The sequence below is a fragment of the Pseudomonas sp. CJQ_9 genome, from assembly GCF_043106615.1.
GTDB classification, from domain to species: Bacteria; Pseudomonadota; Gammaproteobacteria; order Pseudomonadales; family Pseudomonadaceae; genus Aquipseudomonas; species Aquipseudomonas juntendi.
The window spans coordinates 212,429-234,575 of record NZ_JBICMS010000072.1 but is presented as its reverse complement, the minus strand read 5'-3'; the positions used below and the strand labels follow the sequence as shown (position 1 = coordinate 234,575).

Sequence of the window (22,147 nt, the reverse complement as noted above, 5' to 3'; positions counted from 1 at the left end):
GATGATCAGCCTCACCAACGTCAGCCGGTTCCATGCTGGCCGGCCGGTGCTGCACGGCATCGACCTGATGGTGCCTGGGGGCCAAAGCTGCGCCATCATCGGCCCGTCCGGTTCAGGCAAAAGCACCTTGCTGAACCTGATCGGCCTGCTTGACCGCCCATGCAGTGGCCGTGTCCTGCTAAATGACATCGACGTGACGGCAGCCAGCGCTGATCAGCGTGCGGTCATGCGCAATCAGCTGATCGGTTTTGTCTTTCAGAGTTTCAACTTGCTGCCGCGGCTCTGCGCGCTGGATAACGTCGCGCTACCGCTGGCCTATCGCGGCCTGCGCCTGCCTGCGGCGCGGCGCCTGGCCCAGGTGCAGTTGGAGGCCGTGGACCTTGGCGCGCAAGGCGGTCAGCGGCCTGCCGATTTGTCAGGTGGCCAACGGCAGCGGGTGGCCATTGCCCGTGCGTTGGTCACTGAACCGCGCATGCTGATCGCGGACGAGCCAACCGGCAGCCTGGATCCGTTGACCGGCAAGCGCGTGCTGCAACTGCTGCTGAAGCTCAACCGCGAACGGGGCACCACGCTGCTCATGGTCACGCATGACCTGTCCCTGGCGCAGCAGATGCAACGCCGCGTGCGTGTGGAAGATGGACGCCTGAGCGATGCCTGAGCACTATGGCCCCGGCTGGCAGCAGCGCTTCGCCGAGGCGCTGCTGAACCTTCGCCTGATGGGGCGCAGGGCGTGGCTGGCACTGCTGGGAATAGGGGTCGGCTGTGCTGCGGTGGTTGCTTTGCTGAACATGGGGCATGGCGCAGCGCAGCATGTGAAAGCGCTTTTCAAAGGTATGGGCAGCGAACTGATGGTCGTCGAGTTGGAGCGCCCGGACAGGCGTGGCAGCGCAGCGATGCCTGACCTGACCGGTGTGTCAGCGTATGTGCGGGTGGCGGCCCCGCTGATTGTCGCTGCAAGCACTGTCCAGCGGCAGGGTTTACGGCAGGACGCAATGGTTGTAGGTAGCACGCCCCAGCTTGCCGAGCTGCTTGAGCTTCGTGCCCGGGGTGGGCGCCTGCTGTCTGCACATGATGCCGACGCCCTGCATGTCCTGTTGGGAGCCTCGCTGGCGGTTCAATTGGCCGCACGGGAGGGCGAGCAAGTGCAGCTGGGGCGCTACCTGTTCGACGTGGTTGGAGTACTGGCGGCAACAGGTGACAACCCATTGTTGCCGGTCATGCTGGACCGGGCTGTGATCATGCCCTTATCAGGCATGCGCCGCCTGATGCCGGCCCCGGATGTGGGTTTGATGCTGGCACTCGGGCGCGACCCCCATCCGTTGGCAAAGTCCGCAAAATGTCTGTCAGCCCATCTCCAGGCACAACTGCCATTGCACCAAGTGTCAGTGCGGCTGCCGAGCCAGTTGCTCGAGGGCATGGCCGGCCAGTCGCAGATGCTCAACGGTTTACTGGCGGGGTTTGCCGTGATTGCCTTGCTGTTGGGCGGCGTCGGCGTGATGAACGTCATGTTGATGAACGTTGCCGAACGCCGCCGGGAAATTGGCCTTCGCCTTGCCCTTGGGGCGCGGGCCCGGGATATCGGTTGGTCGTTCCTGCTCGAAGCCTTGCTGTTGTCTTGTGCCGGTGCATGGGTGGGTGCAGTGGCAGGGCTACTGGCTGCCTGGTTGTTCGCCTGGCTCTCCGGTTGGCCGCTGTCACTGGCTTTTTACTCGCTGCCATTAGGCGTAGCCGCTTCGTTGTTTGCAGGGCTTGTGTCGGGCTTGTATCCGGCACTCGCCGCCGCGCGCCTGCAACCGGTGGAGGCATTGCGTGAGGTATAGCGGATGGCTGCTTGCCTGCGCGTTGCTCCTGCCTGCTGCAGCCAGGGCTGAAGGGGTCAGCGCATTGGCGATGGCCAGGGCCCATGAAGTGCCATTGCAGTTGGCAGATGCGGTTGCCCTGGCCTTGCGAGACAACCGCGCCATTCGTAGCGCCCGGCTTCGGCGCAGGGTTGAAAAATTCGACCTGCGTGTGGTCCGTGATCACTACTCGCCGCAACTTTCACTCAAGGCGCGCGCTTACGGTAATCGCAACCAGAGCGAGCGTTACCGAGAGGCCGACTTCGTCCCGTCAGCCAAGCTGTTGACACCTTACGGCACGCGCCTGAGCCTGGATTGGTCATATGGCCATGCCCGGGGGCAGGAGTCAGGCGCGCGCTACAGGAACGGCGCCAACCTGAGCGTGACCCAGCCACTGCTGCGTGGTGCCGGCCGTGCCATCGCAGGCGCGCCACTGCGTCAGGCGCAGCTGTCGGAGCAGCTCAACCGGCTGGCGCTCAAGGATGATGTTGCGCGGGTCATCAACCAGGTCATCTTCCTTTACCGCGCGTTGCTACGGGCTCAGGAGCAACAGAACATTGCTGAGCAGGCGTTGCGGCGCGCGCGTCAGCTTGTGCAGGTTAACCAGGCCCTTATCAGTGCGGGCCGCATGGCAGCGTTCGAGATCATCCAGGCTGAAGCCGAGGTGGCTACCCAGGAGCTGGCACTGGAGAGTAGCCGCAGCCAGTTGCGGGGAAACCGGCTTGCCTTGGCCCAAGCACTGGCTATCGACCTTGCAACCCCTTTGCGGGCTGTGGACAAGGTCGAGGTGCAACAGGTGCAGGTGGATGCCGCGCAAGCGTTGGCCCTGGCCGAAGCGCTGCAACCTGCCTATCTGATGCAGCAGATTACAGGTGAGCAACTTGCAATCGACTTGCTGCTGGCTCGTGACCAGCAATCGTGGGACTTGGCGTTGGTGGCTGGGGCCAGCCAGGCGCATGAACGCCCTGGCAGTCGGCCGAGTTGGCAGCGCTATGTGGGGCTGGAGCTGGAGGTGCCCCTGGGTGACCTGAGCCTGCGGCAGGCTGAGGTGCATGCCGAGGCCGCACTGCAACACCATCAACTGACCAAGGCCGAGGTTTACCAGCAGTTGCAGCGCGATGTGAGCGATGCCGTGCGGGATATTAAGGTGCATTGGCGGCAGTTGGAGATTGCCCGGCGGATGTTGTCCCTATCGCAGCGCAAACTTGATATCGAACGGGAAAAACTGGCCCTCGGGCGCTCCAGCAACTTTGAGGTGCTGATCTTCGAGAGTGATCTGCGCCATGCTCAGAACGCTTACCTGGATGCTGCCATCGCTTACCTCAATGGCCGCGCAGTGCTTGACCAGGTACAGGGTTCGACGCTGCAAAACTGGGGTGTGGACCTGTATGACTAGGAGGCATCGGGGGTTATGGATAGTGCCTGGCCTGTTCAGTCTGTTCGTTATCTGGTTCTGGTACGGCCGGCCGGCAGAGCCGCAGCCCGACGGTGAGCGTTGGGTGCCGATCGTGCCCCAGCATTTGCAGCAGCATCTGGGCCTGGCCGGCAGGCTGCAGGCAACACGCCAGGTCACCGTGACGGCACCGTTCGACGGCATACTGGCCGCAATCGCTGTCAGTCATGGGCAGCGCGTTCAGGCGGGGCAGGTGCTGCTTACGCTGGACACCGACCAGTTGGCTATCCAACTGCGCCAGGTGGAGGCGGACTGGTTGCGGGCTCGCAGCAACGTCATGGTTCTTGAAGCCTGGGCCAGCGGCCCTGAGGTGGGCAGGGCGCGGCGCATGCTGGCCAATGCGCGAAGCGCGCTGGCGGCTGGCCAGGTAAACCTGAGTGACACCCAGCGGCTATATGAGCGAGGCATTGTCGCGCGAATGGAGCTGCAGGGGCTGGCGCGACAGGTTGAGGCGCAGCGGCAAACCGTGCTCGATGCCGAGCAGGAGTTGCAGCAGGCACAGGTTCGCGGCCAAGGCGATAGCCTGCAAATTGCGCGGATGGAGCTGAGCAATGCCGAGGCGCGCAAACGTGCACTGCTAAGCTTGCAGCGCCAGCGCGTGATCAAGGCCCCCTTCAGTGCTGTGGTCGTGCGGGTGACGGCGCCAGGTGACACCGCGGTGCCCCTGCAGCCAGGCCAGCAGGTCGTTCGCGGCACGCCACTGCTGGAGCTGATAGACCTGGACCAGTTACAGGTTTTGGCAGCCGTAGAAGAGCAGGACCTGGGCATTCTGCGCGAGGGGCAGCAGGTGCAGGTCAGCGTGGCTGGCCAGTCATTTACCGGGGTATTGGCCCAAATAAGCCAGCAGCCTAGACCGGACAACGGGCAAGGTACCTGGTATGACGTAGTTGCAGATATCGACCTGTCTGCGCCGTCAGCGCAGTCAGGCTTGCGCCTGGGGATGAGTGCACAGCTGAAAGTATTGGTATACAGCAACGACAGTGCCCTGGTGGTGCCTGCCGAGGCGCTGCGGGTGGATCAGGCGGGTGCACATTACGCCGTATGGCGCGGCGAAGACGGCCAGCCGGCGAGGCGGGTTTTGGTTAAGGCAGGGGTGGCTGTGCCCGAGGGGGTGGAAGCGATCGGTTTGGAAAGCGGCTATGTACAGCTGCCCTGAAGGCGGTGGAGGCTGGCCCTGGCCTTGCCGGTGCTCGCGGCTGAAGCAGTTCCTGCGGGTGCCGCGTGGCGGTTGCAGGAGCGGCTCAAGCCGCGAAGCGGTATCGGCAGGTCTACTCGCCCGGGTGATCGCGCAGAAACACCAGGTGATCTGGCTTGGACTGTTCGGCACTGTAGTAGTAACCCTGGACATCGAACTGCTTGAGCTGCTCTGGATCGTTGATGCGCTGTTCGATGACAAAGCGGCTCATCATGCCGCGGGCTTTCTTGGCATAGAAGCTGATGATCTTGTACTGGCCGTTCTTCAAGTCCTTGAAGTCGACATTGATCACCCGCGCCTTGAGGGCGCTGCGTTTCACTGCGCTGAAGTATTCATTGCTGGCCAGGTTCAACAGCACGTCATCGCCCTGAGCGGCCAGGGCCTGGTTCAACCATTCACTGATGCGTGTACCCCAGAAGGCGTACAGGTCCTTGCCGCGGGCATTGGCCAGCTTGGTGCCCATTTCCAGCCGGTAGGGCTGCATCAGGTCGAGGGGGCGCAGCAGGCCGTACAGGCCGGAGAGCATGCGCAGGTGGTCTTGCGCGTAACTGAAGTCGTCCTCCCCCAGGGTTTCGGCAGCAAGGCCTGTGTACACGTCACCTTTGAACGCCAGCAGCGCCTGCTTGGCATTGGCTGGGCTGAAGTCCGGAGACCAGCTGCCGAAGCGTGCGGCGTTCAGGCCGGCGAGTTTGTCGGACAGGTGCATCAGCTCGCTGATTTGCGCCGGCGACAGGGTTCGCAGTTGCTGGATCAACACCTGGGAATCATCCAGGTACTGGGGCAGGGTGAAGCGCTCGGTTACCGGCGGGGTATCGTAGTCGAGGGTCTTGGCGGGGGAAATCACCGTCAGCATCGGGTCGGCTCCTGGCATCATTGGCCTGAGATTCTACGGGCTGGGCGGTGCAAGTCCAAACTATGGTGACAATAGTCACAGACCATGGCCGGTTCTAACGCTATAGTTCGCGTTTTGCCGTGACGGAGCCTTTTACCGTGCGCATCGCCTTTGCCGCGCTGGCCGCGCTGTTGAGCCTGGCCGTGCAAGCCGCCCCCACAGCCCCGGTCAGTTTCGATCGCAGCCTGTGGCCCGAGCAACTGAACAGCCCGGCGTTGTTCGATGTGGCTTCACGGGCGGAGATTCTGTCGTTCGCCCGGGTACTGCATGAAAGCGAGCTGCTCGATGATGCAACGCTGGCGGCGCGGCTGGGCTTGCGGCAGATCAACCTGCAGAAGGTTCGCCAACTGCGGGCGCGCATGTGGCAGCGGTTATGGGCAGGCTACCAACAGGCACAACGCAGCTGCGAGCAGGATGCGTCGTTCTGCTACGCCGTTGAGTCCATGGCGGATCTACGTACCCAGGCGGCGACGTTCGCCGCCGATGTCGGCGCGTTCTATGCCGGGTGGATAGAGCCCAGCCACCAATTTCACAGCCGCTACCTGGACGAACAGCTGCGCAAAGCTGCGCTGCTGCCCCAGACCAGCAGCGAGGTGGAGCGGCTATCTGCACGGGAGCTCGATGGTGAACGCCTGAACGATCGCATGTTCCTGCTGACCTTCGTCGGTGGCCCGGGGCCTGACGGCGGCAGTACCGACCTGCTGGCCGATTACCTGCGCCGGCAAAAGCTGGCGGGTACCTTCTTGGTACTTGGCAACCGCTTGCAGCAGCGCCGGGATGCCGGCATGCCGAACACTGTGGCCTGGCTTTATCGCGGCCAGTGCGTGGGTATTCAGGGCTGGGAGTACCGCTCGCATGCACAGTGGGTCGATTGGCAGGACTCGCTGCGGCGCAGCCAGGCCCGCGTGCAGGCCGACCTGCCGGAGCAGTACGTGCCGCTGTTCCGCCCCCCTTACGGGCAACGCCGGGCCGATGGCGAGGCGTTCATGGCCAGCCAGCAGTTGCGGGTGTCGTTGTGGGATATCGACGCGCAGGATGACACTGCACTGACTGCCGAAGCCTCGGCGCAACGCGTGCTGACCCTGATGCTGTTGTGGCGCAAGGGGGTTATCCAGCTGCATGACAGCCTGCCCAAGGCGCAACCGGCGGTGGAGTGGTTGCTGCGCAGTACCGCCCAGAGCGGTATCGGCTGGGAAGACTGCCAAGCCTATGGGTACAGCGAATAGAGGTACCACTTCTGAGCGTAGTCGTGTCTAGGCCTGCCGCCAAGGCCTTATCGTCAATCGGAAAAATAAACTTCAAAAACACGTAAAAATGCTTTTTCCGGTCATGGTTTTTGCGGTATGAAGAAACCAGACAGCCGATCCCTGCAGCACAGGTGGCGTCATCCAGACCCTCCTGGCCAGGTTGCTCCCCGCCCGTAACAACGCGGATACGGGGACACGGCAGTCACTCTGCGGCGTAACAGACCACGCCGTGCGGCTTCGACATAAGGTGACCGAGTATGGATGACCAAGGACGCACCCCTTCCTCCAGCAAGCCAATCCTCTATGTGCTCGATACCAACGTCCTGATTCACGACCCCAACGCATTACTCAACTTCGAGGAGCACCACGTCGCTATCCCCATGACGGTGCTGGAGGAACTCGACAAACTCAAGACCGGTAAACAGACCATCGCCGCAGAGTGCCGGCAGGCCATCCGCCTGATCGACCAGACCCTCGGGGACGCTTCGCCCAGTGATGTCGAGCAGGGCGTGCCGATCCAGCGCAACAAGAGTGGGGCCAAAGGCTTTCTTTCGATCCTGATGAGCCCACGCAACGAGCCTGGCAAGTTGTTGCCGGAACACCTCAACGACAACATCATCATCAACACTCTGCTGGACGTTCGCACCCGGCGCCCCGACCTGGACGTGGTGCTGGTTACCAAAGACATCAACATGCGCTTGAAGGCGCGTGCCTGTGGCATCGCATCCGAGGACTACAGCACCGACCAACTGGTCGATGATGTGTCCTTGCTGTCCAAGGGCTACCACTCGGTCAGCGGTTCGTTCTGGGACCGGGTCAGCAAGGTCGATACCCGCCAGGAGCGCGGCCGGACCTGGCATCGCGTGCACATGATCGACAACCTGCCGGCCGTTCACGTCAACGAGTTCATCATTGACGACCAGGGCTTCGTCGGCTGGGTGAAGGGCATCCGCGACGACGAGTTGCTGCTGCTCGACTTGCACCAGGAGCCACTGCTGCACCAGGAGGCCTGGGGCCTGAAACCGCGGGACATCCATCAGAGCCTGGCGCTGTTCGCCTTGCTCGACCCGGACATTCACCTGGTCAACCTGACCGGCGCTGCCGGTTCCGGCAAGACCATCCTGGCCCTGGCAGCAGCCATCGAGCAGACCATGGTCAGCAAACGCTACCGGCGCATCATTGCCACCCGCAGTGTGCAGGGGCTGGACCAGGAGATCGGCTTCCTGCCGGGTACCGAAGCAGAGAAAATGGAGCCGTGGCTGGGCGCCATTACCGACAACCTCGAAGCCTTGCACATGGACGATGAAAGCACCCATGGCAGCGTCGAATACATTCTCGAGCGCGTGCCGCTGCAGTTCAAGTCGTTGAACTACATTCGCGGCCGCAGCTTCCAGCAGAGCCTGATCTTGATCGACGAGTGCCAGAACCTGACGCCGCACCAGATGAAAACCATCATCACCCGTGCCGGTTCCGGGTCCAAGGTGGTCTGCCTGGGCAACCTGGCGCAGATCGATACCCCCTACCTGTCCGCGACCAGCTCGGGCCTGACCTACCTGACCGAGCGCTTCAAGGACTTCCCCCATGGCGTGCACATCACCCTGCAGGGTGTGCCACGCTCGGTACTGGCCGAGTACGCCGAATCGCATCTGTAAAACCCTGTCGCCGGGCAGCCCACTGCCCGGCATTTCCACGAGCGTGCCCATAAAGCCGCCAGACCTGCCGACACATACCTCTGCTCAAACCTGACCCACAGGTTTACACTGCAGGCTCCCTTCACAGGAGCAGAGCAGTGCTGACACATCTTGATTCCCAGGGGCGGGCCAACATGGTCGACGTCACTGAAAAGGCCGTGACCGAGCGCGAGGCCACCGCCGAGGCGCGGGTGCGCATGTTGCCGCAGACCCTGCAGATGATCGTCGACGGTGAACACCCCAAGGGCGATGTGTTCGCCGTGGCGCGCATTGCCGGCATCCAGGCGGCGAAGAAGACCAGCGACCTGATCCCGCTGTGCCACCCGCTGATGCTGACCAGCGTCAAGGTAGAACTCAGCGCGCAGGGCGAGGACGCGGTGCGGATCCTCGCCCGCTGCAAGCTGGCCGGGCAGACCGGTGTGGAAATGGAGGCACTGACCGCCGCTAGCGTCGCTGCGCTGACGATCTATGACATGTGCAAGGCTGTGGATAAAGGCATGGTCATCGAGCAGGTCCGCCTGTTGGAAAAGCTGGGCGGCAAGAGCGGCCACTACAAGGTGCAGGCGTGATGAAAGTCAAAGTGATGTACTTCGCTCGTTACCGTGAGTTGCTGGGCGTGGATGCCGAGCGGGTGGAGGGTGAGTTCAAGGTTGTCGACGATGTGCGCCGGGCATTGCTGGGCAAGGGTGGGCCTTATGAACTGCTGGCCGAACAGAACCTGATGTGCGCCCGCAACGAAGAACTGTGCAAGCTGGATGAGCCGTTGGAAGAGGGCGATGAAGTGGCGTTCTTCCCGCCGGTGACGGGGGGCTGAGCATGGCAGTGCGAGTGCAGGAACACGCGTTCGACCCGGGCGTCGAGACCAATGCCATGCATGCGGCCAACGTGGGGGTGGGCGCGGTGGTCGGCTTTGTCGGCTATGTGCGGGACTTCAATGATGGCCGCGAAGTGGCAGGGATGTTCCTCGAACACTATCCGGGCATGACCGAAAAGGCCTTGGCCAAGATCGTGATCGAGGCCGAGCAGCGCTGGCCGCTGTTGAAAGTGCAGGTGCTGCACCGCATCGGTGCGCTGGAGCCAGGTGAGCCAATCGTATTCGTCGGCGTGGCCAGTGCCCATCGGCAGGCAGCGTTCGATGCCTGCAACTTCATCATGGACTACCTGAAGACCCGGGCACCGTTCTGGAAGAAGGAAAATACCCAGGAAGGGCCGAGGTGGGTGGACGGCAGGCAGAGTGACCTGGATGCCGCAGGGCGCTGGTAGTCAAGGCTGCGCCAGCCGTTTGTAGGAGCGGCCTTGTGTCGCGACAGGGCCGCTCCTACAGGGGGATATGTACTCCCAACCACGGGTCAGTGGTGCTTGCGCGGCACCGGCTTCAGCAGTTCATCCGGCGGCATCTCGCACTTGATCTTGCGCCCCAGCAGTTCCTCGATCGCCGGCAGCTGATACGAGTCATCCTCCCCGGCAAAGCTGATCGATACGCCATTGGTGCCGGCACGGCCGGTACGGCCAATGCGGTGCACGTAATCGTCCGGGTCCTCTGGCAGGGTGAAGTTGATCACGTGGCTGATGCCGTCGATGTGAATCCCGCGCCCGGCCACGTCGGTGGCGACCAGAACGGTGATGCGCCCTTCGCGGAAGTTCTCCAGGGTACGAATTCGCTTGTGTTGCGGCACGTCGCCCGACAGTTGGGCGGCGTTGATGCCGTCGCGCACCAGTTTTTCCTCGATGCGCCGCACTTCGTCCTTGCGGTTGGCGAACACCATCACCCGTTCCCAGCGGTTCTGGGTCACCAGGTTGTACAGCAGCTTGTACTTGTCGCTGCCGGCCACCGCATAGACATGCTGCTCGACCGTTTCGCTGGCCACGTTCTCCGGTTCGATCTCGACGATGGCCGGGTTGGTGGTCCATTGCTTCGCCAGGTTCATCACGTCGTCGGTGAACGTGGCCGAGAACAGCAGGGTCTGGCGCTCGCTTTTGGGCGGCGTCTGGCGAATGATCTGGCGCACTTGCGGGATGAAGCCCATGTCGAGCATGCGGTCAGCTTCGTCCAGCACCATCACTTCGACCATGTCCAGGTGCACCTCGCCCCGCTGGTTGAAGTCCAGCAGGCGGCCCGGTGTAGCCACCAGAATGTCGCAGTGGCGCGCTTCCAGGGCCTTGAGCTGCTTGTCGAAGTCCATGCCGCCGACGAAGCTCATGACGTTCAGGCCGGTGTACTTGGTCAGCGCCGCGGCGTCCTTGGCAATCTGTACCACCAGCTCGCGGGTTGGCGCGATGATCAGCGCCCGCGGCTCACCCATGTAGCGCTCTTTGGGCGCAGGGGTCTGCTGCAGCTGGGAAATGATCGAGATCAGAAACGCTGCGGTTTTGCCGGTGCCGGTCTGGGCACGGCCGATGGCATCCTGACCACGCAGGGTGTAACCCAGTACCTGCGCCTGGATCGGCGTGCAGTAAGGGAAGCCCAGGTCGTGGATAGCGTGCATCACCTCGCTGGACAGCTTGAAGTCGTGGAAGCGCGTCTTGCCTTCCTGCGGTTCGACCACGAAGTCTTCCAGTTTCCACAGGCTGGCCTGGGGCTTGGGCTTGCGCTCGCGACGTGGTTTGTCCTTGGCCGGCTTGTCGCCCGCTGGCGTTACGGCAACAGGCGATTCTGCCTTGGGGGTAGGGTTGGCGCGTGGGGCCGCCGGTTGCGCCTCGCTGGCGGGTGCCGGCGCAGGCGTCACACTGGCAGCAGGAGCGGCGGCCTGTGGGGCAGCCTCTCCCTTGCCGAATATTTTCTTGAGTGCCTTGAGCACGATCGTCTCATCAACTGATTAAGGAATGTACGCCGGGCAGTGTAATGCAAGAATCGGGCGTGGCGTAGTGCAATAGCCTGACAACTACACTGACCGCTGCTTATTGCAGTTGCACGGCAAGCCACTCCCCGATGTCGTTCAGCTCTTCCACCACCACTTCGTGTTCCATTGGGTATTCGTGCCAGCGGGCGGCAACGCCCCAGGTGTTCAGGTACTCGAAGGCGGTGCGGCCCATGGCCGGGATCACTACCGGGTCGTGCACGCCGTGCAGGCACAGGGCAGGGGTGCGTTGCTGGCAGGCACTGAGCTGGTGTTGGTCATTGAAGGTGGGGGCATAGGTGGACAGGGCGATCACCCCACCCAGCGCCTCTTGCCACTTTATATAGGCAGTGTGCAACACCACCGCGCCGCCCTGGGAGAAACCGGCGAGGAAGATGCGCGACAGGCTGACGCCTTTGGCCTGCTCCGCCTTGATCAGCGCCACCACTTGCTCGGCAGACGCCTCCAGCTGAGCCTCGTCTATGGCGCGGGCCGGGGTCATGGCCTTGATGTCGTACCAGCTGGGCATGGCATAGCCGCCATTGATGGTCACAGGGCGGGTGGGTGCCTGGGGCATCACGAAGCGGGTGCTGGTCAAGCGCTCCTGCATGAATTCGGCTACGGGTAGGAAGTCGTAACGGTCGGCTCCCAAGCCGTGCAACCAGATCACACAGGCATCGGCGGTTTTCTGGGGTTCGAGAATCAGCGGGTTGGTCATGACTGCTCCGAAAGAGTGCGGGTGATCGTGTTGTGTGCCTGAAAAAAAGGCGCTGCAAAGGGTTGTCAGAAAAAGAATGTCGCAACGATACAACTTTCCCTACTTGACGAACGCTTAAACGCTCCAGCCAAAACATTTGGTACGCGCTTTGCAGCTGAGGTTGCGATGCAAAGGGCAGGCCGTGACGGTAACACCCTTTGTACGCGAAGGCTGTCATAGAACAGCCCATTGCGCCAATTGACCCAATAACTAGCCAATACGGGTCGGACATGCCTCAAAAGGGTGCGGTGCAATTCCGGCTCGATACAACAAGAGCGATTTGGAGGTTGTGAATGAAAGTGTTGAAAACCACCCTGGCAGTCCTCACCGCTGCCGCCGCGCTGGGCGCCGTGAGCAATGCCCAGGCCGGCGCCACCCTTGATGCGGTAAAGAAGAAGGGCTTCGTCCAGTGTGGCGTGAGCGACGGTCTTCCAGGCTTCTCGGTACCTGATGCACAAGGCAAGATCATCGGTATCGACGCCGATGTCTGCCGCGCCGTGGCCGCTGCCGTGTTCGGCGACGCCAACAAGGTCAAGTTCAGCCAGCTCAACGCCAAGGAACGCTTCACGGCCCTGCAATCGGGCGAAGTTGACGTGCTGTCGCGCAACACCACCTGGACCAGCTCGCGCGATGCCGGCATGGGCCTGGTGTTCACCGGTGTCACCTACTACGACGGCGTCGGTTTCCTGGTCAACAAGAAGCTCGGTGTTTCCAGTGCCAAGGAGCTCGATGGCGCGACCATCTGCATCCAGGCAGGTACTACCACCGAACTGAACGTGTCGGACTTCTTCCGGGCCAATGGCCTGAAGTACACCCCGATCACCTTCGATACCTCTGACGAGAGCGCCAAGTCGCTGGAGTCCGGCCGTTGCGATGTGTTGACGTCCGACAAGTCGCAGCTGTTCGCCCAGCGCTCCAAGCTGGCCGCACCGACCGAATATGTGGTGCTGCCGGAAACCATCTCCAAGGAACCACTCGGCCCGGTGGTGCGCAAAGGCGACGAAGACTGGTTCAGCATCGTCAAGTGGACCCTGTTCGCCATGCTCAACGCCGAAGAGGCGGGCATCACCTCGAAGAACGTCGAGGCTGAAGCCAAAGCGACCAAGAACCCTGACGTGGCCCGCTTGCTGGGTGCGGACGGCGAGTACGGCAAGGACCTCAAGCTGCCCAAAGACTGGGTAGTGCAGATCGTCAAGCAAGTCGGCAACTACGGTGAAGTGTTCGAGAAGAACCTGGGCCAAGGTACCGACCTGAAGATCGACCGTGGCATGAACGCCCTGTGGAACAACGGCGGCATCCAGTACGCGCCACCTGTGCGCTGATGGCTGCACCCTGCGGCGGCATCCGGCCGCCGCAGGTTGTTCGAATCCCTATTTTCCGGGGCACTTCATGCAAAATCATATTGGCGCACAAAAGGGGTTATCCCTGAGCGATCCACGTGTGCGCGCGTGGCTGTTCCAGATTCTTACCATCGTTTTCGTGGTCGGTCTGGGCTGGTATCTGTTTCACAATACGCAAACCAACCTGCAACACCGGGGTATCACCTCGGGCTTCGACTTTCTCGATCGCAGCGCCGGCTTCGGCATCGCCCAGCACCTGATCCCCTATGTGGAATCGGACAGCTACGCACGGGTGTTCGTGATCGGCCTGCTCAACACCCTGCTGGTCACCCTCATTGGCGTCATCCTGGCGACCATCCTGGGTTTCATCATCGGCGTGGCGCGCTTGTCGCCGAACTGGATGATCAACAAGCTGGCGACGGTGTACGTGGAGACCTTCCGCAACATTCCGCCGCTGCTGCAGATCCTGTTCTGGTACTTCGCCGTGTTCCTGACCCTGCCGGGACCGCGGGGCAGCATCAACCTCAACGACCTGTTCTTCATCAGCAACCGTGGCCTGAACATGCCTGGTGCCTCCATGGCGGACGGTTTCTGGCCATTTGTCGCGGCGTTGGCGGTGGCGGTCGGGGCGGTCTGGCTGATGGTGCGCCTGGCCAACAAACGCTTCGACGAGACCGGTGTACCGTTCCACAAGTTCTGGGCCGCGCTGGCGCTGTTGCTGGTCATTCCAGGCCTGAGCGTGCTGCTGTTCGGCAGCCCGGTCACGTGGGAGGCACCGCAGCTCAAGGGCTTCAACTTCGTTGGTGGCTGGGTGCTGATCCCCGAACTGCTGGCGCTGACCCTGGCGCTTACGATCTATACCGCCGCCTTCATCGCCGAGATCGTGCGCTCGGGCATCCGTTCGGTCAGCCACGGCCAGACCGAGGCGGCGCGCTCGCTGGGGCTGCGCGAAGGGCCAACCTTGCGCAAGGTGATCATCCCCCAGGCCTTGCGGGTGATCATTCCGCCACTGACCAGCCAGTACCTGAACCTGGCGAAGAACTCGTCGCTGGCGGCCGGTATCGGCTACCCGGAGATGGTCTCGCTGTTCGCCGGTACCGTGCTCAACCAGACCGGCCAGGCCATCGAAGTGATCGCCATCACCATGAGTGTCTATCTCGCCATCAGCATCAGCATTTCGCTGCTGATGAACTGGTACAACAAGCGCATTGCGCTGATCGAGCGGTGAGGATACGCCTGTGAATGCCCATGTTTTCAAACCCGATATGCCGCCACCGGTGAAAACCGTCGGCGTACTCGCATGGATGCGTACCAACCTGTTCTCCAGCTGGCTGAACACCCTGTTGACCCTGTTTGCGCTCTACTTGATCTGGTTGATCGTGCCACCGCTGTTGCAGTGGGCGCTGATCGACGCCAACTGGGTTGGCACCACCCGCGCCGACTGCACCAAGGACGGCGCCTGCTGGGTGTTCGTGCAGCAGCGCTTCGGCCAATTCATGTACGGCTACTACCCGGTCGAGCTGCGCTGGCGGGTCGACCTGACGGTATGGCTGGCGGTGCTTGGCGCAGCGCCGTTGTTCATCAAGCGCTTCCCGCGCAAGGCCCTCTATGGCCTGGGCTTCCTGGTGTTTTACCCGCTGCTGGCCTACACCTTGTTGCACGGTGGCCTGCTGGGCCTGAGCACCGTGTCCACCAGCCAGTGGGGCGGGCTGATGCTGACCTTGGTGATCGCCACCGTGGGCATCGTCGGCGCCTTGCCCCTGGGCATTCTGCTGGCCTTGGGGCGGCGTTCGAGAATGCCGGCGGTGAAGGTGGTGTGCGTGACCTTCATCGAGTTCTGGCGCGGCGTGCCGCTGATCACCGTGCTGTTCATGTCTTCGGTGATGCTGCCGTTGTTCCTGCCTGAGGGCATGAGCTTCGACAAGCTGCTGCGGGCGATGATCGGCGTGATTCTGTTCCAGTCGGCCTATGTCGCCGAAGTGGTACGCGGTGGCCTGCAAGCCATCCCCAAGGGCCAGTACGAAGCGGCCGCAGCCATGGGCCTGGGGTACTGGCGGGCGATGGGCCTGGTGATCCTGCCGCAGGCGCTCAAGCTGGTGATCCCTGGCATCGTCAACACCTTCATTGCCCTGTTCAAGGACACCAGCCTGGTGATCATCATCGGCCTGTTCGACCTGCTGAACAGTGTCAAGCAAGCCGCCGCCGACCCGGCCTGGTTGGGTATGGCGACCGAGGGCTATGTTTTCGCCGCCCTCGTGTTCTGGATTTTCTGTTTCGGTATGTCCCGCTACTCCATGCACCTGGAGCGCAAGCTGGACACTGGCCACAAGCGTTAGGAGTTTCGAAATGAGTGAAGCGATCAAGCAGCCTGCTGGCCCCGAAGGGATCATCCAGATGCAGGGTGTGAACAAGTGGTACGGTCAGTTCCATGTGCTCAAGGACATCAACCTCAATGTTCGCCAGGGCGAGCGTATCGTGCTGTGCGGGCCGTCCGGCTCGGGCAAGTCCACCACCATCCGTTGCCTCAACCGCCTGGAAGAACACCAGCAGGGGCGCATCGTGGTCGATGGCGTGGAGCTGACCAACGACCTCAAGCAGATCGAGGCGATCCGCCGTGAAGTGGGCATGGTGTTCCAGCACTTCAACCTGTTCCCGCACCTGAGCATTCTGGAGAACTGCACCTTGGCGCCGATGTGGGTGCGCAAGATGCCGCGCCGCAAGGCCGAAGAAATTGCCATGCATTACCTGGAGCGGGTACGTATCCCGGAGCAGGCGCACAAGTACCCGGGGCAGTTGTCTGGTGGCCAGCAGCAGCGCGTGGCGATTGCCCGGGCGCTGTGCATGAAGCCGAAAATCATGCTGTTCGACGAACCCACTTCGGCTCTGGACCCGGAGATGGTCAAGGAAGTGCTCGATACCATGGTCGGCCTGGCCGAAGATGGCATGACCATGCTCTGCGTGACCCACGAGATGGGCTTTGCCCGCACCGTGGCCAACCGGGTGATCTTCATGGATAAAGGTGAAATCGTCGAGCAGGCGGCACCGGATGACTTCTTCGACCGGCCGCGCAGCGATCGGACCAAGTTGTTCCTCAGCCAGATCCTGCATTGATACAGCCGGGGCCGCAAAGCGGCCCCGATGTTTACTTCTCTTCTTGTGGGGCAGCGGGTGCCGGTGGCGGCCGCAGCCCCACCTCCGCCACCAGCTTGAGCTGCTGTCCGTTACGCATCACCTCGATGGTGATCTTTTCGTTCGGCTTGATCCGCGCCACCTGGTTCATCGACTTGCGCCCGTCACCTGCCGGTTCGCCGTTGATGCTCAAGATCACGTCCCCCAGCTGCAGCCCGGCCTTGGCCGCCGGCCCTTCGCGGAAGATGCCTGCAACCACGATGCCTGGGCGGTCCTTCATGCCGAACGACTCGGCCAGTTCCTGGCTCAGTGGCTGCACTTCGATACCCAGCCAGCCGCGGATCACCTGGCCATGCTCGACAATCGATTTCATCACCTCCAGTGCCAGCTTGACCGGGATGGCGAAGCCAATGCCCTGCGAGCCACCAGACTTGGAGAAAATGGCCGTGTTGATGCCGACCAGGTTGCCGTTGGCATCGACCAGCGCACCACCGGAGTTGCCCGGGTTGATCGCGGCGTCGGTCTGGATGAAGTCTTCGTAGTTGTTCAGGCCCAACTGGTTGCGGCCGGTGGCGCTGATGATGCCCATTGTCACGGTCTGGCCAACGCCGAACGGGTTGCCGATGGCCAGCGTCACGTCACCGATATGGATGGTGTCGGAGCGGCCGATGGTGATGGCGGGCAGGTTCTTCAGGTCGATCTTCAATACCGCCAGGTCGGTCTCCGGGTCGCTGCCAATGACCCGGGCCAGGGTCTCGCGGCCATCCTTCAAGGCCACCACGATCTGGTCGGCGCCACTGGTGACGTGGTTGTTGGTCAGCAGATAGCCCTCGGGGCTCATGATCACTGCCGAGCCCAGGCTCGATTCCCAGCGGCGCTGCTTGGGCAGGTTGTCGCCGAAGAAGCGGCGGAACTGCGGGTCTTCGAACAGCGGGTGGGCGCTCTTGTTGACCACCTTGGTGGTGTACAGGTTGACCACCGCCGGGGCCGCGAGGGTCACGGCGTCGGCGTAGGACACCGGGCCCTGCATGATCTTCGTGGTCTGCGGTGCCTGCTGCAGGTTGACGTCCTGGCTGGGCAGGCCGACCCATTCCGGAAACCGCTGGATGATCAGCATGGCGATCAATACGCCGGTAAGCAGGGGCCAGCCAAAGTAACGCAAAGCCTTGAACATGAACGAGTCCTGAAAAGAGCGGGGGCCAGTGGCCGCGCGGTGGGGCATGAGCGCGCGCGATCATACACCGGTTCCCCCAGTGCCGGCGACGGCCCATAATGGCCGGCATTATACGGGCGTTCCCGGTGCGTTGTGCCTGGGGAAAGTGCAGTTTTCGAGGAGATTTTCATGGCCGTCGCGCTAAACACCCTGGTTGAAGAAGCCGAGCGTTACCTGGGCAGCGCCAGGATCCAGGACTACTGCCCCAATGGCCTGCAGGTCGAAGGCCGGCCGCAGGTCAGCCGTATCGTCAGCGGTGTCACCGCCAGCCAGGCGTTGCTGGATGCCGCGGTCGAGGCCGAGGCCGACCTGGTGCTGGTGCACCATGGCTACTTCTGGAAGGGCGAAAACCCCTGCATCACCGGCATCCGTCAGCGCCGCCTGAAAACCTTGCTGAACAACGATATCAGCCTGCTGGCGTTTCACTTGCCGCTGGATGTACACCCTGAGGTGGGCAACAACGTGCAGCTGGCGCGGCAACTGGAGATCACCGTCGAAGGGCCGCTGGACCCGGACAACCCCAAGGTGGTCGGGCTGGTCGGTTCGCTGGCCGAACCGGTGACCGCCCGCGATTTTGCCCGGCGCGTGCAGGAGGTGCTGGGGCGTGAGCCGCTGCTGGTCGAAGGCGACGAAATGATCCGCCGGGTTGGCTGGTGCACCGGGGGCGGGCAGGGCTATATCGACACGGCGATTGCCGCCGGGGTAGACCTGTACTTGACGGGCGAGGCGTCTGAGCAGACCTACCACAGTGCGCGGGAGAATGGCGTCAGCTTCATCGCTGCCGGGCACCATGCCACCGAGCGGTACGGGGTGCAGGCACTGGGTGATTACCTGGCGCGGCGGTTTGCCGTGGAACACCTGTTCATTGATTGCCCGAACCCGATCTGACCTTACCGGCCCCTTCGCGGGCACGCCCGCTCCCACAGGGGATCGCGCATTTCTTGAGTTCAGCGCCAAACGTGTGGGAGCGGGCGTGCCCGCGAAGGGCTGCAAAGCAGCCCCAGTAACGCTTGACTGACAGGCATTAGCCTAACCCCCAGTCATATCGTTAGACTTTTTCGATCTAGCTGGCTGCCTAAATAGAAGCAGCCGCTGTGATAGAGTGATCCGCTCGAACACGGCCCGCAGGCCGTCCATAAGATCGTTTTACGTGAGTAGCCATGGTCGACAAACTGACGCACTTGAAACAGCTGGAGGCGGAAAGCATCCACATCATCCGCGAGGTGGCCGCCGAGTTCGACAACCCGGTGATGCTGTACTCGATCGGCAAGGATTCCGCCGTGATGCTGCACCTGGCGCGCAAGGCCTTTTTCCCGGGCAAGCTGCCGTTCCCGGTCATGCACGTCGACACCCAGTGGAAATTCCAGGAGATGTACAGGTTCCGCGACAAGATGGTCGAGGAAATGGGCCTGGAACTGATCGCCCACGTCAACCCCGAGGGTGTGGCGCAGGGCATCAACCCGTTCACCCATGGCAGCTCCAAGCACACTGACATCATGAAGACCCAGGGTCTGAAACAGGCGCTGGACAAGCATGGTTTCGACGCCGCCTTCGGTGGTGCTCGCCGCGACGAAGAGAAGTCGCGGGCCAAGGAGCGTGTGTACTCGTTCCGTGACAGCAAGCACCGCTGGGACCCGAAGAACCAGCGCCCCGAGCTGTGGAACGTGTACAACGGCAAGGTCAACAAGGGGGAGTCGATCCGCGTCTTCCCACTGTCGAACTGGACCGAACTGGACATCTGGCAGTACATCTACCTCGAAGGCATCCCGATCGTGCCGCTGTACTTCGCTGCCGAGCGTGAAGTCATCGAGAAGAACGGCACCCTGATCATGATCGATGACGAGCGCATCCTCGAACACCTCTCCGAGGAAGAAAAGGCCCGCATCGTCAAGAAGAAGGTGCGTTTTCGTACCCTCGGCTGCTACCCGCTCACGGGCGCTGTCGAGTCGGAGGCCGAAACGCTCACCGACATCATTCAGGAAATGCTCCTGACGCGCACTTCCGAGCGCCAGGGCCGGGTCATCGACCACGATGGCGCCGGTTCCATGGAAGACAAGAAACGTCAGGGCTATTTCTAAGCTTCAAGTTACAAGCGGCAAGCTGCAAGACAGAAGCGGAGCAAGTAGTTTCTGAGTTTTGTGGACTGCCGCCTGCATTGCGGGCGCACAGGGAGTGCCTGCAGTGGGTTTTGAGAAGTTGCTGGTTTGGCAGAGAAGTAAAAATTTAGCCGTTGAGATATATCGGGCATTTGCTGGGTGTCGGGATTTTGGATTCAGGTCCCAAATCACTCGAGCAGCCGTTTCAGTCCCCTCCAATATCGCTGAGGGAATGGAGCGCAGAGGAATGCGGGAGAAAGCATGGTTCCTGAGCGTGGCGAAGGCTTCCTGCGCAGAACTGCGGACCCAACTGATCATCGCCGGTGAAATCGGTTATTTGCCTGCCGAATTGGCCAACGACTGGATAACTGAAACCCGTGAGCTATCCAGAATGCTTGCTGGGTTGATCAACAAAATTTCTAACTAGCTGTACGCCGACAAGCTTGCTGCTTGAAGCTTACAGCTTGGAGCTTGAATGCAATGAGTCATCAATCCGATCTGATCAGCGAGGACATCCTCGCCTACCTGGCTCAGCACGAGCGTAAAGAACTGCTGCGTTTCCTCACCTGCGGCAACGTGGATGACGGCAAGAGCACCCTGATCGGGCGCCTGTTGCACGACTCCAAGATGATCTACGAGGACCACCTCGAGGCCATCACCCGCGATTCGAAAAAGTCTGGCACCACCGGCGAAGAAGTTGACCTGGCGCTGCTGGTAGACGGCCTGCAGGCCGAGCGTGAGCAGGGCATCACCATCGATGTCGCCTACCGCTATTTCTCCACCGCCAAGCGCAAGTTCATCATCGCCGACACCCCGGGCCACGAACAGTACACCCGCAATATGGCCACCGGTGCATCCACCTGTGACCTGGCGATCATCCTGGTCGATGCCCGCTATGGCGTGCAGACCCAGACCCGCCGCCACAGCTACATCGCGTCGCTGCTGGGCATCAAGCACATCGTGGTCGCGGTCAACAAGATGGACCTGAAGGGCTTCGATGAAGGCGTCTTCGAGGCCATCAAGGCGGACTACCTGAAGTTTGCCGAAGCCATCAACCTGACCCCGAGCAGCTTGCACTTCGTGCCGATGTCGGCGCTCAAGGGTGACAACGTGGTCAACCACAGCGAGCAATCGCCGTGGTACACCGGCCCGACCCTGATGGAAATCCTCGAAACCGTCGAAGTGTCGGCTGACCGCAACTTCACCGACCTGCGTTTCCCGGTGCAGTACGTCAACCGGCCGAACCTAAACTTCCGCGGTTTTGCCGGCACCCTCGCCAGCGGCGTGGTGCACAAGGGCGACGAAATTGTCGTGCTGCCGTCGGGCAAGAGCAGCCGGGTCAAGTCCATCGTCACCTATGAAGGTGAACTGGAAAGCGCCGGCCCAGGCCAGGCCGTGACCCTGACCATGGAAGATGAGATCGACATCTCCCGTGGCGACCTGCTGGTGCATGCCGACAACGTGCCGCCGGTCACTGACCAGTTCGACGCCATGCTGGTGTGGATGGCCGAAGAGCCGATGCTCCCGGGCAAAAAGTACGACATCAAGCGCGCCACCAGCTACGTGCCGGGCTCGATTGCCAGCATCACCCACAAGGTTGATGTGAACACCCTCGAGAAGGACGCCGCCAGCGCCCTGCAGCTGAACGAGATTGGCCGCGTCAAGGTATCCCTGGACAGCGCCATTGCCCTGGACGGTTACGACAGCAACCGCACAACCGGTGCGTTCATCGTCATCGACCGCCTCACCAACGGCACCGTCGGCGCCGGCATGATCATCGCCCAGCCAGTCTTGCCGCATGGCAGCACCGGCCAGCATGGCAAGCAGGCCCACGTGTCTACCGAGGAGCGCGCCCTGCGTTTCGGTCAGCAGCCAGCCACCGTGCTGTTCAGTGGCCTTTCTGGCGCCGGCAAGAGCACCCTGGCCTATGCCGTTGAGCGCAAGCTGTTCGACATGGGCCGTGCAGTGTACGTGCTCGACGGGCAGAACCTGCGCCATGACCTGAACAAGGGCCTGCCGCAGGACCGCGCTGGCCGCACCGAAAACTGGCGCCGTGCCGCCCATGTGGCGCGCCAGTTCAACGAAGCCGGCATGCTGGCCCTGGCAGCGTTCGTTGCCCCGGATGCCGAAGGCCGCGAACAGGCCAAGGCGCTGATCGGCAAGGATCGCCTGGTAACGGTCTACGTCCAGGCGTCCCCACTGGTTTGCCGCGAGCGTGACCCACAGGGCCTGTACGCTGCCGGTGGCGACAACATCCCGGGTGAAAGCTTCCCGTTCGATGTGCCGCTGGATGCCGACCTGGTGATCGACACCCAGGCCACCAGCGTGGACGAAGGCGTTAAACAGGTGCTGGACGTACTGCGTCAGCGTGGTGCGATCTAAGCGCCAGGCTGCAAGAAAAACCCCGCTCCGGCGGGGTTTTTTGTTTGTGTTTCTCGAAGGTTTCGCGGTCTCTGTAG

Annotated in this window: 21 protein-coding genes; 17 read left to right on the top strand and 4 right to left on the bottom strand. The window is 62.0% G+C overall.

Annotated features, from left to right (window positions below; genetic code table 11):
• Nucleotide 1 precedes the first annotated feature (1 nt).
• The 4 genes from ACF8SD_RS14400 to ACF8SD_RS14385 are packed head-to-tail and all read left to right on the top strand — an operon-like array spanning nt 2 to nt 4,447.
• A complete protein-coding gene (locus ACF8SD_RS14400; protein ID WP_218581713.1) occupies nt 2-658 on the top strand; it encodes an ABC transporter ATP-binding protein in 657 nt (218 codons plus the stop codon).
• A complete protein-coding gene (locus ACF8SD_RS14395; RefSeq protein ID WP_392484057.1) occupies nt 651-1,820 on the top strand; it encodes an ABC transporter permease in 1,170 nt (389 codons plus the stop codon). The genes ACF8SD_RS14400 and ACF8SD_RS14395 overlap by 8 nt, the downstream gene beginning before the upstream one ends.
• Nucleotides 1,810-3,234 carry a TolC family protein gene (locus ACF8SD_RS14390; protein WP_392484056.1) on the top strand — a complete coding sequence of 475 codons (1,425 nt, stop codon included), beginning with the start codon at nt 1,810-1,812 and terminating at the stop codon, nt 3,232-3,234. Before ACF8SD_RS14395 ends, ACF8SD_RS14390 begins: the two co-directional genes overlap by 11 nt.
• Nucleotides 3,235-3,256: 22 nt before the next feature.
• Complete coding sequence (locus ACF8SD_RS14385; protein WP_173890990.1) at nt 3,257-4,447, top strand: efflux RND transporter periplasmic adaptor subunit; 1,191 nt, start codon at nt 3,257-3,259, stop codon at nt 4,445-4,447.
• A 112-nt stretch (nt 4,448-4,559) separates the two neighbouring features.
• Here the strand turns inward: ACF8SD_RS14385 and yaaA are convergent, their stop codons facing one another.
• Nucleotides 4,560-5,339, bottom strand: coding sequence for a peroxide stress protein YaaA (yaaA, locus tag ACF8SD_RS14380; protein WP_054905661.1), 780 nt, complete (start codon nt 5,337-5,339; stop codon nt 4,560-4,562).
• 137 nt (nt 5,340-5,476) lie between these two features.
• Here yaaA and ACF8SD_RS14375 point away from each other — a divergent pair, with 137 nt between their 5' ends.
• The 5 genes from ACF8SD_RS14375 to moaE all read left to right on the top strand — a co-directional run bounded on the left by ACF8SD_RS14375 (nt 5,477) and on the right by moaE (nt 9,579).
• Nucleotides 5,477-6,604 (top strand): polysaccharide deacetylase family protein, encoded by a 1,128-nt coding sequence (locus ACF8SD_RS14375; protein WP_392484055.1) that lies wholly within the window; start codon nt 5,477-5,479, stop codon nt 6,602-6,604.
• Nucleotides 6,605-6,882: 278 nt separating this feature from the next.
• Nucleotides 6,883-8,277, top strand: coding sequence for a PhoH family protein (locus ACF8SD_RS14370; RefSeq protein WP_173890988.1), 1,395 nt, complete (start codon nt 6,883-6,885; stop codon nt 8,275-8,277).
• Nucleotides 8,278-8,414: 137 nt separating this feature from the next.
• Complete coding sequence (gene moaC / locus ACF8SD_RS14365; protein ID WP_029887281.1) at nt 8,415-8,885, top strand: cyclic pyranopterin monophosphate synthase MoaC; 471 nt, start codon at nt 8,415-8,417, stop codon at nt 8,883-8,885.
• On the top strand, nt 8,885-9,130 hold the full coding sequence (gene moaD / locus ACF8SD_RS14360) for a molybdopterin converting factor subunit 1 (RefSeq protein ID WP_110675617.1): 246 nt from the start codon (nt 8,885-8,887) through the stop codon (nt 9,128-9,130). Before moaC ends, moaD begins: the two co-directional genes overlap by 1 nt.
• Nucleotides 9,131-9,132: 2 nt before the next feature.
• Nucleotides 9,133-9,579 carry a molybdopterin synthase catalytic subunit MoaE gene (moaE, locus tag ACF8SD_RS14355; RefSeq protein ID WP_173890986.1) on the top strand — a complete coding sequence of 149 codons (447 nt, stop codon included), beginning with the start codon at nt 9,133-9,135 and terminating at the stop codon, nt 9,577-9,579.
• Nucleotides 9,580-9,665: 86 nt separating this feature from the next.
• Here moaE and rhlB read toward each other — a convergent pair whose 3' ends face one another.
• The gene (gene rhlB / locus ACF8SD_RS14350) at nt 9,666-11,114 is read right to left on the bottom strand and encodes an ATP-dependent RNA helicase RhlB (protein ID WP_173890985.1); all 1,449 of its coding nucleotides are present in this window, start codon (nt 11,112-11,114) and stop codon (nt 9,666-9,668) included.
• Nucleotides 11,115-11,214: 100 nt separating this feature from the next.
• On the bottom strand, nt 11,215-11,871 hold the full coding sequence (locus ACF8SD_RS14345) for an alpha/beta hydrolase (RefSeq protein WP_173890984.1): 657 nt from the start codon (nt 11,869-11,871) through the stop codon (nt 11,215-11,217).
• Nucleotides 11,872-12,203: 332 nt separating this feature from the next.
• Here ACF8SD_RS14345 and ACF8SD_RS14340 point away from each other — a divergent pair, with 332 nt between their 5' ends.
• The 4 genes from ACF8SD_RS14340 (at nt 12,204) to ACF8SD_RS14325 (ending at nt 16,361) form a co-directional block, all read left to right on the top strand.
• Nucleotides 12,204-13,232 (top strand): amino acid ABC transporter substrate-binding protein, encoded by a 1,029-nt coding sequence (locus ACF8SD_RS14340; protein ID WP_009684450.1) that lies wholly within the window; start codon nt 12,204-12,206, stop codon nt 13,230-13,232.
• Nucleotides 13,233-13,299: 67 nt separating this feature from the next.
• The gene (locus ACF8SD_RS14335; RefSeq protein WP_173890983.1) at nt 13,300-14,478 is read left to right on the top strand and encodes an amino acid ABC transporter permease; all 1,179 of its coding nucleotides are present in this window, start codon (nt 13,300-13,302) and stop codon (nt 14,476-14,478) included.
• 10 nt (nt 14,479-14,488) lie between these two features.
• Complete coding sequence (locus ACF8SD_RS14330) at nt 14,489-15,586, top strand: amino acid ABC transporter permease (RefSeq protein WP_173890982.1); 1,098 nt, start codon at nt 14,489-14,491, stop codon at nt 15,584-15,586.
• Between the two features lie 10 nt (nt 15,587-15,596).
• Nucleotides 15,597-16,361: an amino acid ABC transporter ATP-binding protein gene (locus ACF8SD_RS14325; RefSeq protein ID WP_003251792.1), complete on the top strand. Its 765-nt coding sequence runs from the start codon at nt 15,597-15,599 to the stop codon at nt 16,359-16,361.
• 31 nt (nt 16,362-16,392) lie between these two features.
• Here the strand turns inward: ACF8SD_RS14325 and algW are convergent, their stop codons facing one another.
• On the bottom strand, nt 16,393-17,553 hold the full coding sequence (gene algW / locus ACF8SD_RS14320; RefSeq protein ID WP_173890981.1) for a Do family serine endopeptidase AlgW: 1,161 nt from the start codon (nt 17,551-17,553) through the stop codon (nt 16,393-16,395).
• A 168-nt stretch (nt 17,554-17,721) separates the two neighbouring features.
• Here algW and ACF8SD_RS14315 point away from each other — a divergent pair, with 168 nt between their 5' ends.
• The 4 genes from ACF8SD_RS14315 to cysN all read left to right on the top strand — a co-directional run bounded on the left by ACF8SD_RS14315 (nt 17,722) and on the right by cysN (nt 22,070).
• Nucleotides 17,722-18,480: a Nif3-like dinuclear metal center hexameric protein gene (locus ACF8SD_RS14315; RefSeq protein ID WP_392484054.1), complete on the top strand. Its 759-nt coding sequence runs from the start codon at nt 17,722-17,724 to the stop codon at nt 18,478-18,480.
• 272 nt (nt 18,481-18,752) lie between these two features.
• Entirely contained in the window at nt 18,753-19,670 is a 918-nt protein-coding gene (cysD, locus tag ACF8SD_RS14310; protein ID WP_392483591.1) for a sulfate adenylyltransferase subunit CysD, read from the top strand.
• Between the two features lie 103 nt (nt 19,671-19,773).
• Nucleotides 19,774-20,115, top strand: coding sequence for a four helix bundle protein (locus tag ACF8SD_RS14305; protein ID WP_392483590.1), 342 nt, complete (start codon nt 19,774-19,776; stop codon nt 20,113-20,115).
• Nucleotides 20,116-20,168: 53 nt separating this feature from the next.
• A complete protein-coding gene (gene cysN, locus ACF8SD_RS14300) occupies nt 20,169-22,070 on the top strand; it encodes a sulfate adenylyltransferase subunit CysN (protein ID WP_392483589.1) in 1,902 nt (633 codons plus the stop codon).
• Nucleotides 22,071-22,147 lie beyond the last annotated feature (77 nt).

Bases quoted from the DNA above. Each gene is read 5' to 3' on its own strand.
- cysN (WP_392483589.1), top strand. From the start codon at position 20,169: ATGAGTCATCAATCCGATCTGATCAGCGAGGACATCCTCGCCTACCTG.
- ACF8SD_RS14370 (WP_173890988.1), top strand. From the start codon at position 6,883: ATGGATGACCAAGGACGCACCCCTTCCTCCAGCAAGCCAATCCTCTAT.
- algW (WP_173890981.1), bottom strand. From the start codon at position 17,553: ATGTTCAAGGCTTTGCGTTACTTTGGCTGGCCCCTGCTTACCGGCGTA.
- yaaA (WP_054905661.1), bottom strand. From the start codon at position 5,339: ATGCTGACGGTGATTTCCCCCGCCAAGACCCTCGACTACGATACCCCG.
- ACF8SD_RS14345 (WP_173890984.1), bottom strand. From the start codon at position 11,871: ATGACCAACCCGCTGATTCTCGAACCCCAGAAAACCGCCGATGCCTGT.
- ACF8SD_RS14325 (WP_003251792.1), top strand. From the start codon at position 15,597: ATGAGTGAAGCGATCAAGCAGCCTGCTGGCCCCGAAGGGATCATCCAG.
- ACF8SD_RS14395 (WP_392484057.1), top strand. From the start codon at position 651: ATGCCTGAGCACTATGGCCCCGGCTGGCAGCAGCGCTTCGCCGAGGCG.
- cysD (WP_392483591.1), top strand. From the start codon at position 18,753: ATGGTCGACAAACTGACGCACTTGAAACAGCTGGAGGCGGAAAGCATC.
- ACF8SD_RS14400 (WP_218581713.1), top strand. From the start codon at position 2: ATGATCAGCCTCACCAACGTCAGCCGGTTCCATGCTGGCCGGCCGGTG.
- moaD (WP_110675617.1), top strand. From the start codon at position 8,885: ATGAAAGTCAAAGTGATGTACTTCGCTCGTTACCGTGAGTTGCTGGGC.
- ACF8SD_RS14340 (WP_009684450.1), top strand. From the start codon at position 12,204: ATGAAAGTGTTGAAAACCACCCTGGCAGTCCTCACCGCTGCCGCCGCG.
- ACF8SD_RS14335 (WP_173890983.1), top strand. From the start codon at position 13,300: ATGCAAAATCATATTGGCGCACAAAAGGGGTTATCCCTGAGCGATCCA.
- ACF8SD_RS14315 (WP_392484054.1), top strand. From the start codon at position 17,722: ATGGCCGTCGCGCTAAACACCCTGGTTGAAGAAGCCGAGCGTTACCTG.
- moaE (WP_173890986.1), top strand. From the start codon at position 9,133: ATGGCAGTGCGAGTGCAGGAACACGCGTTCGACCCGGGCGTCGAGACC.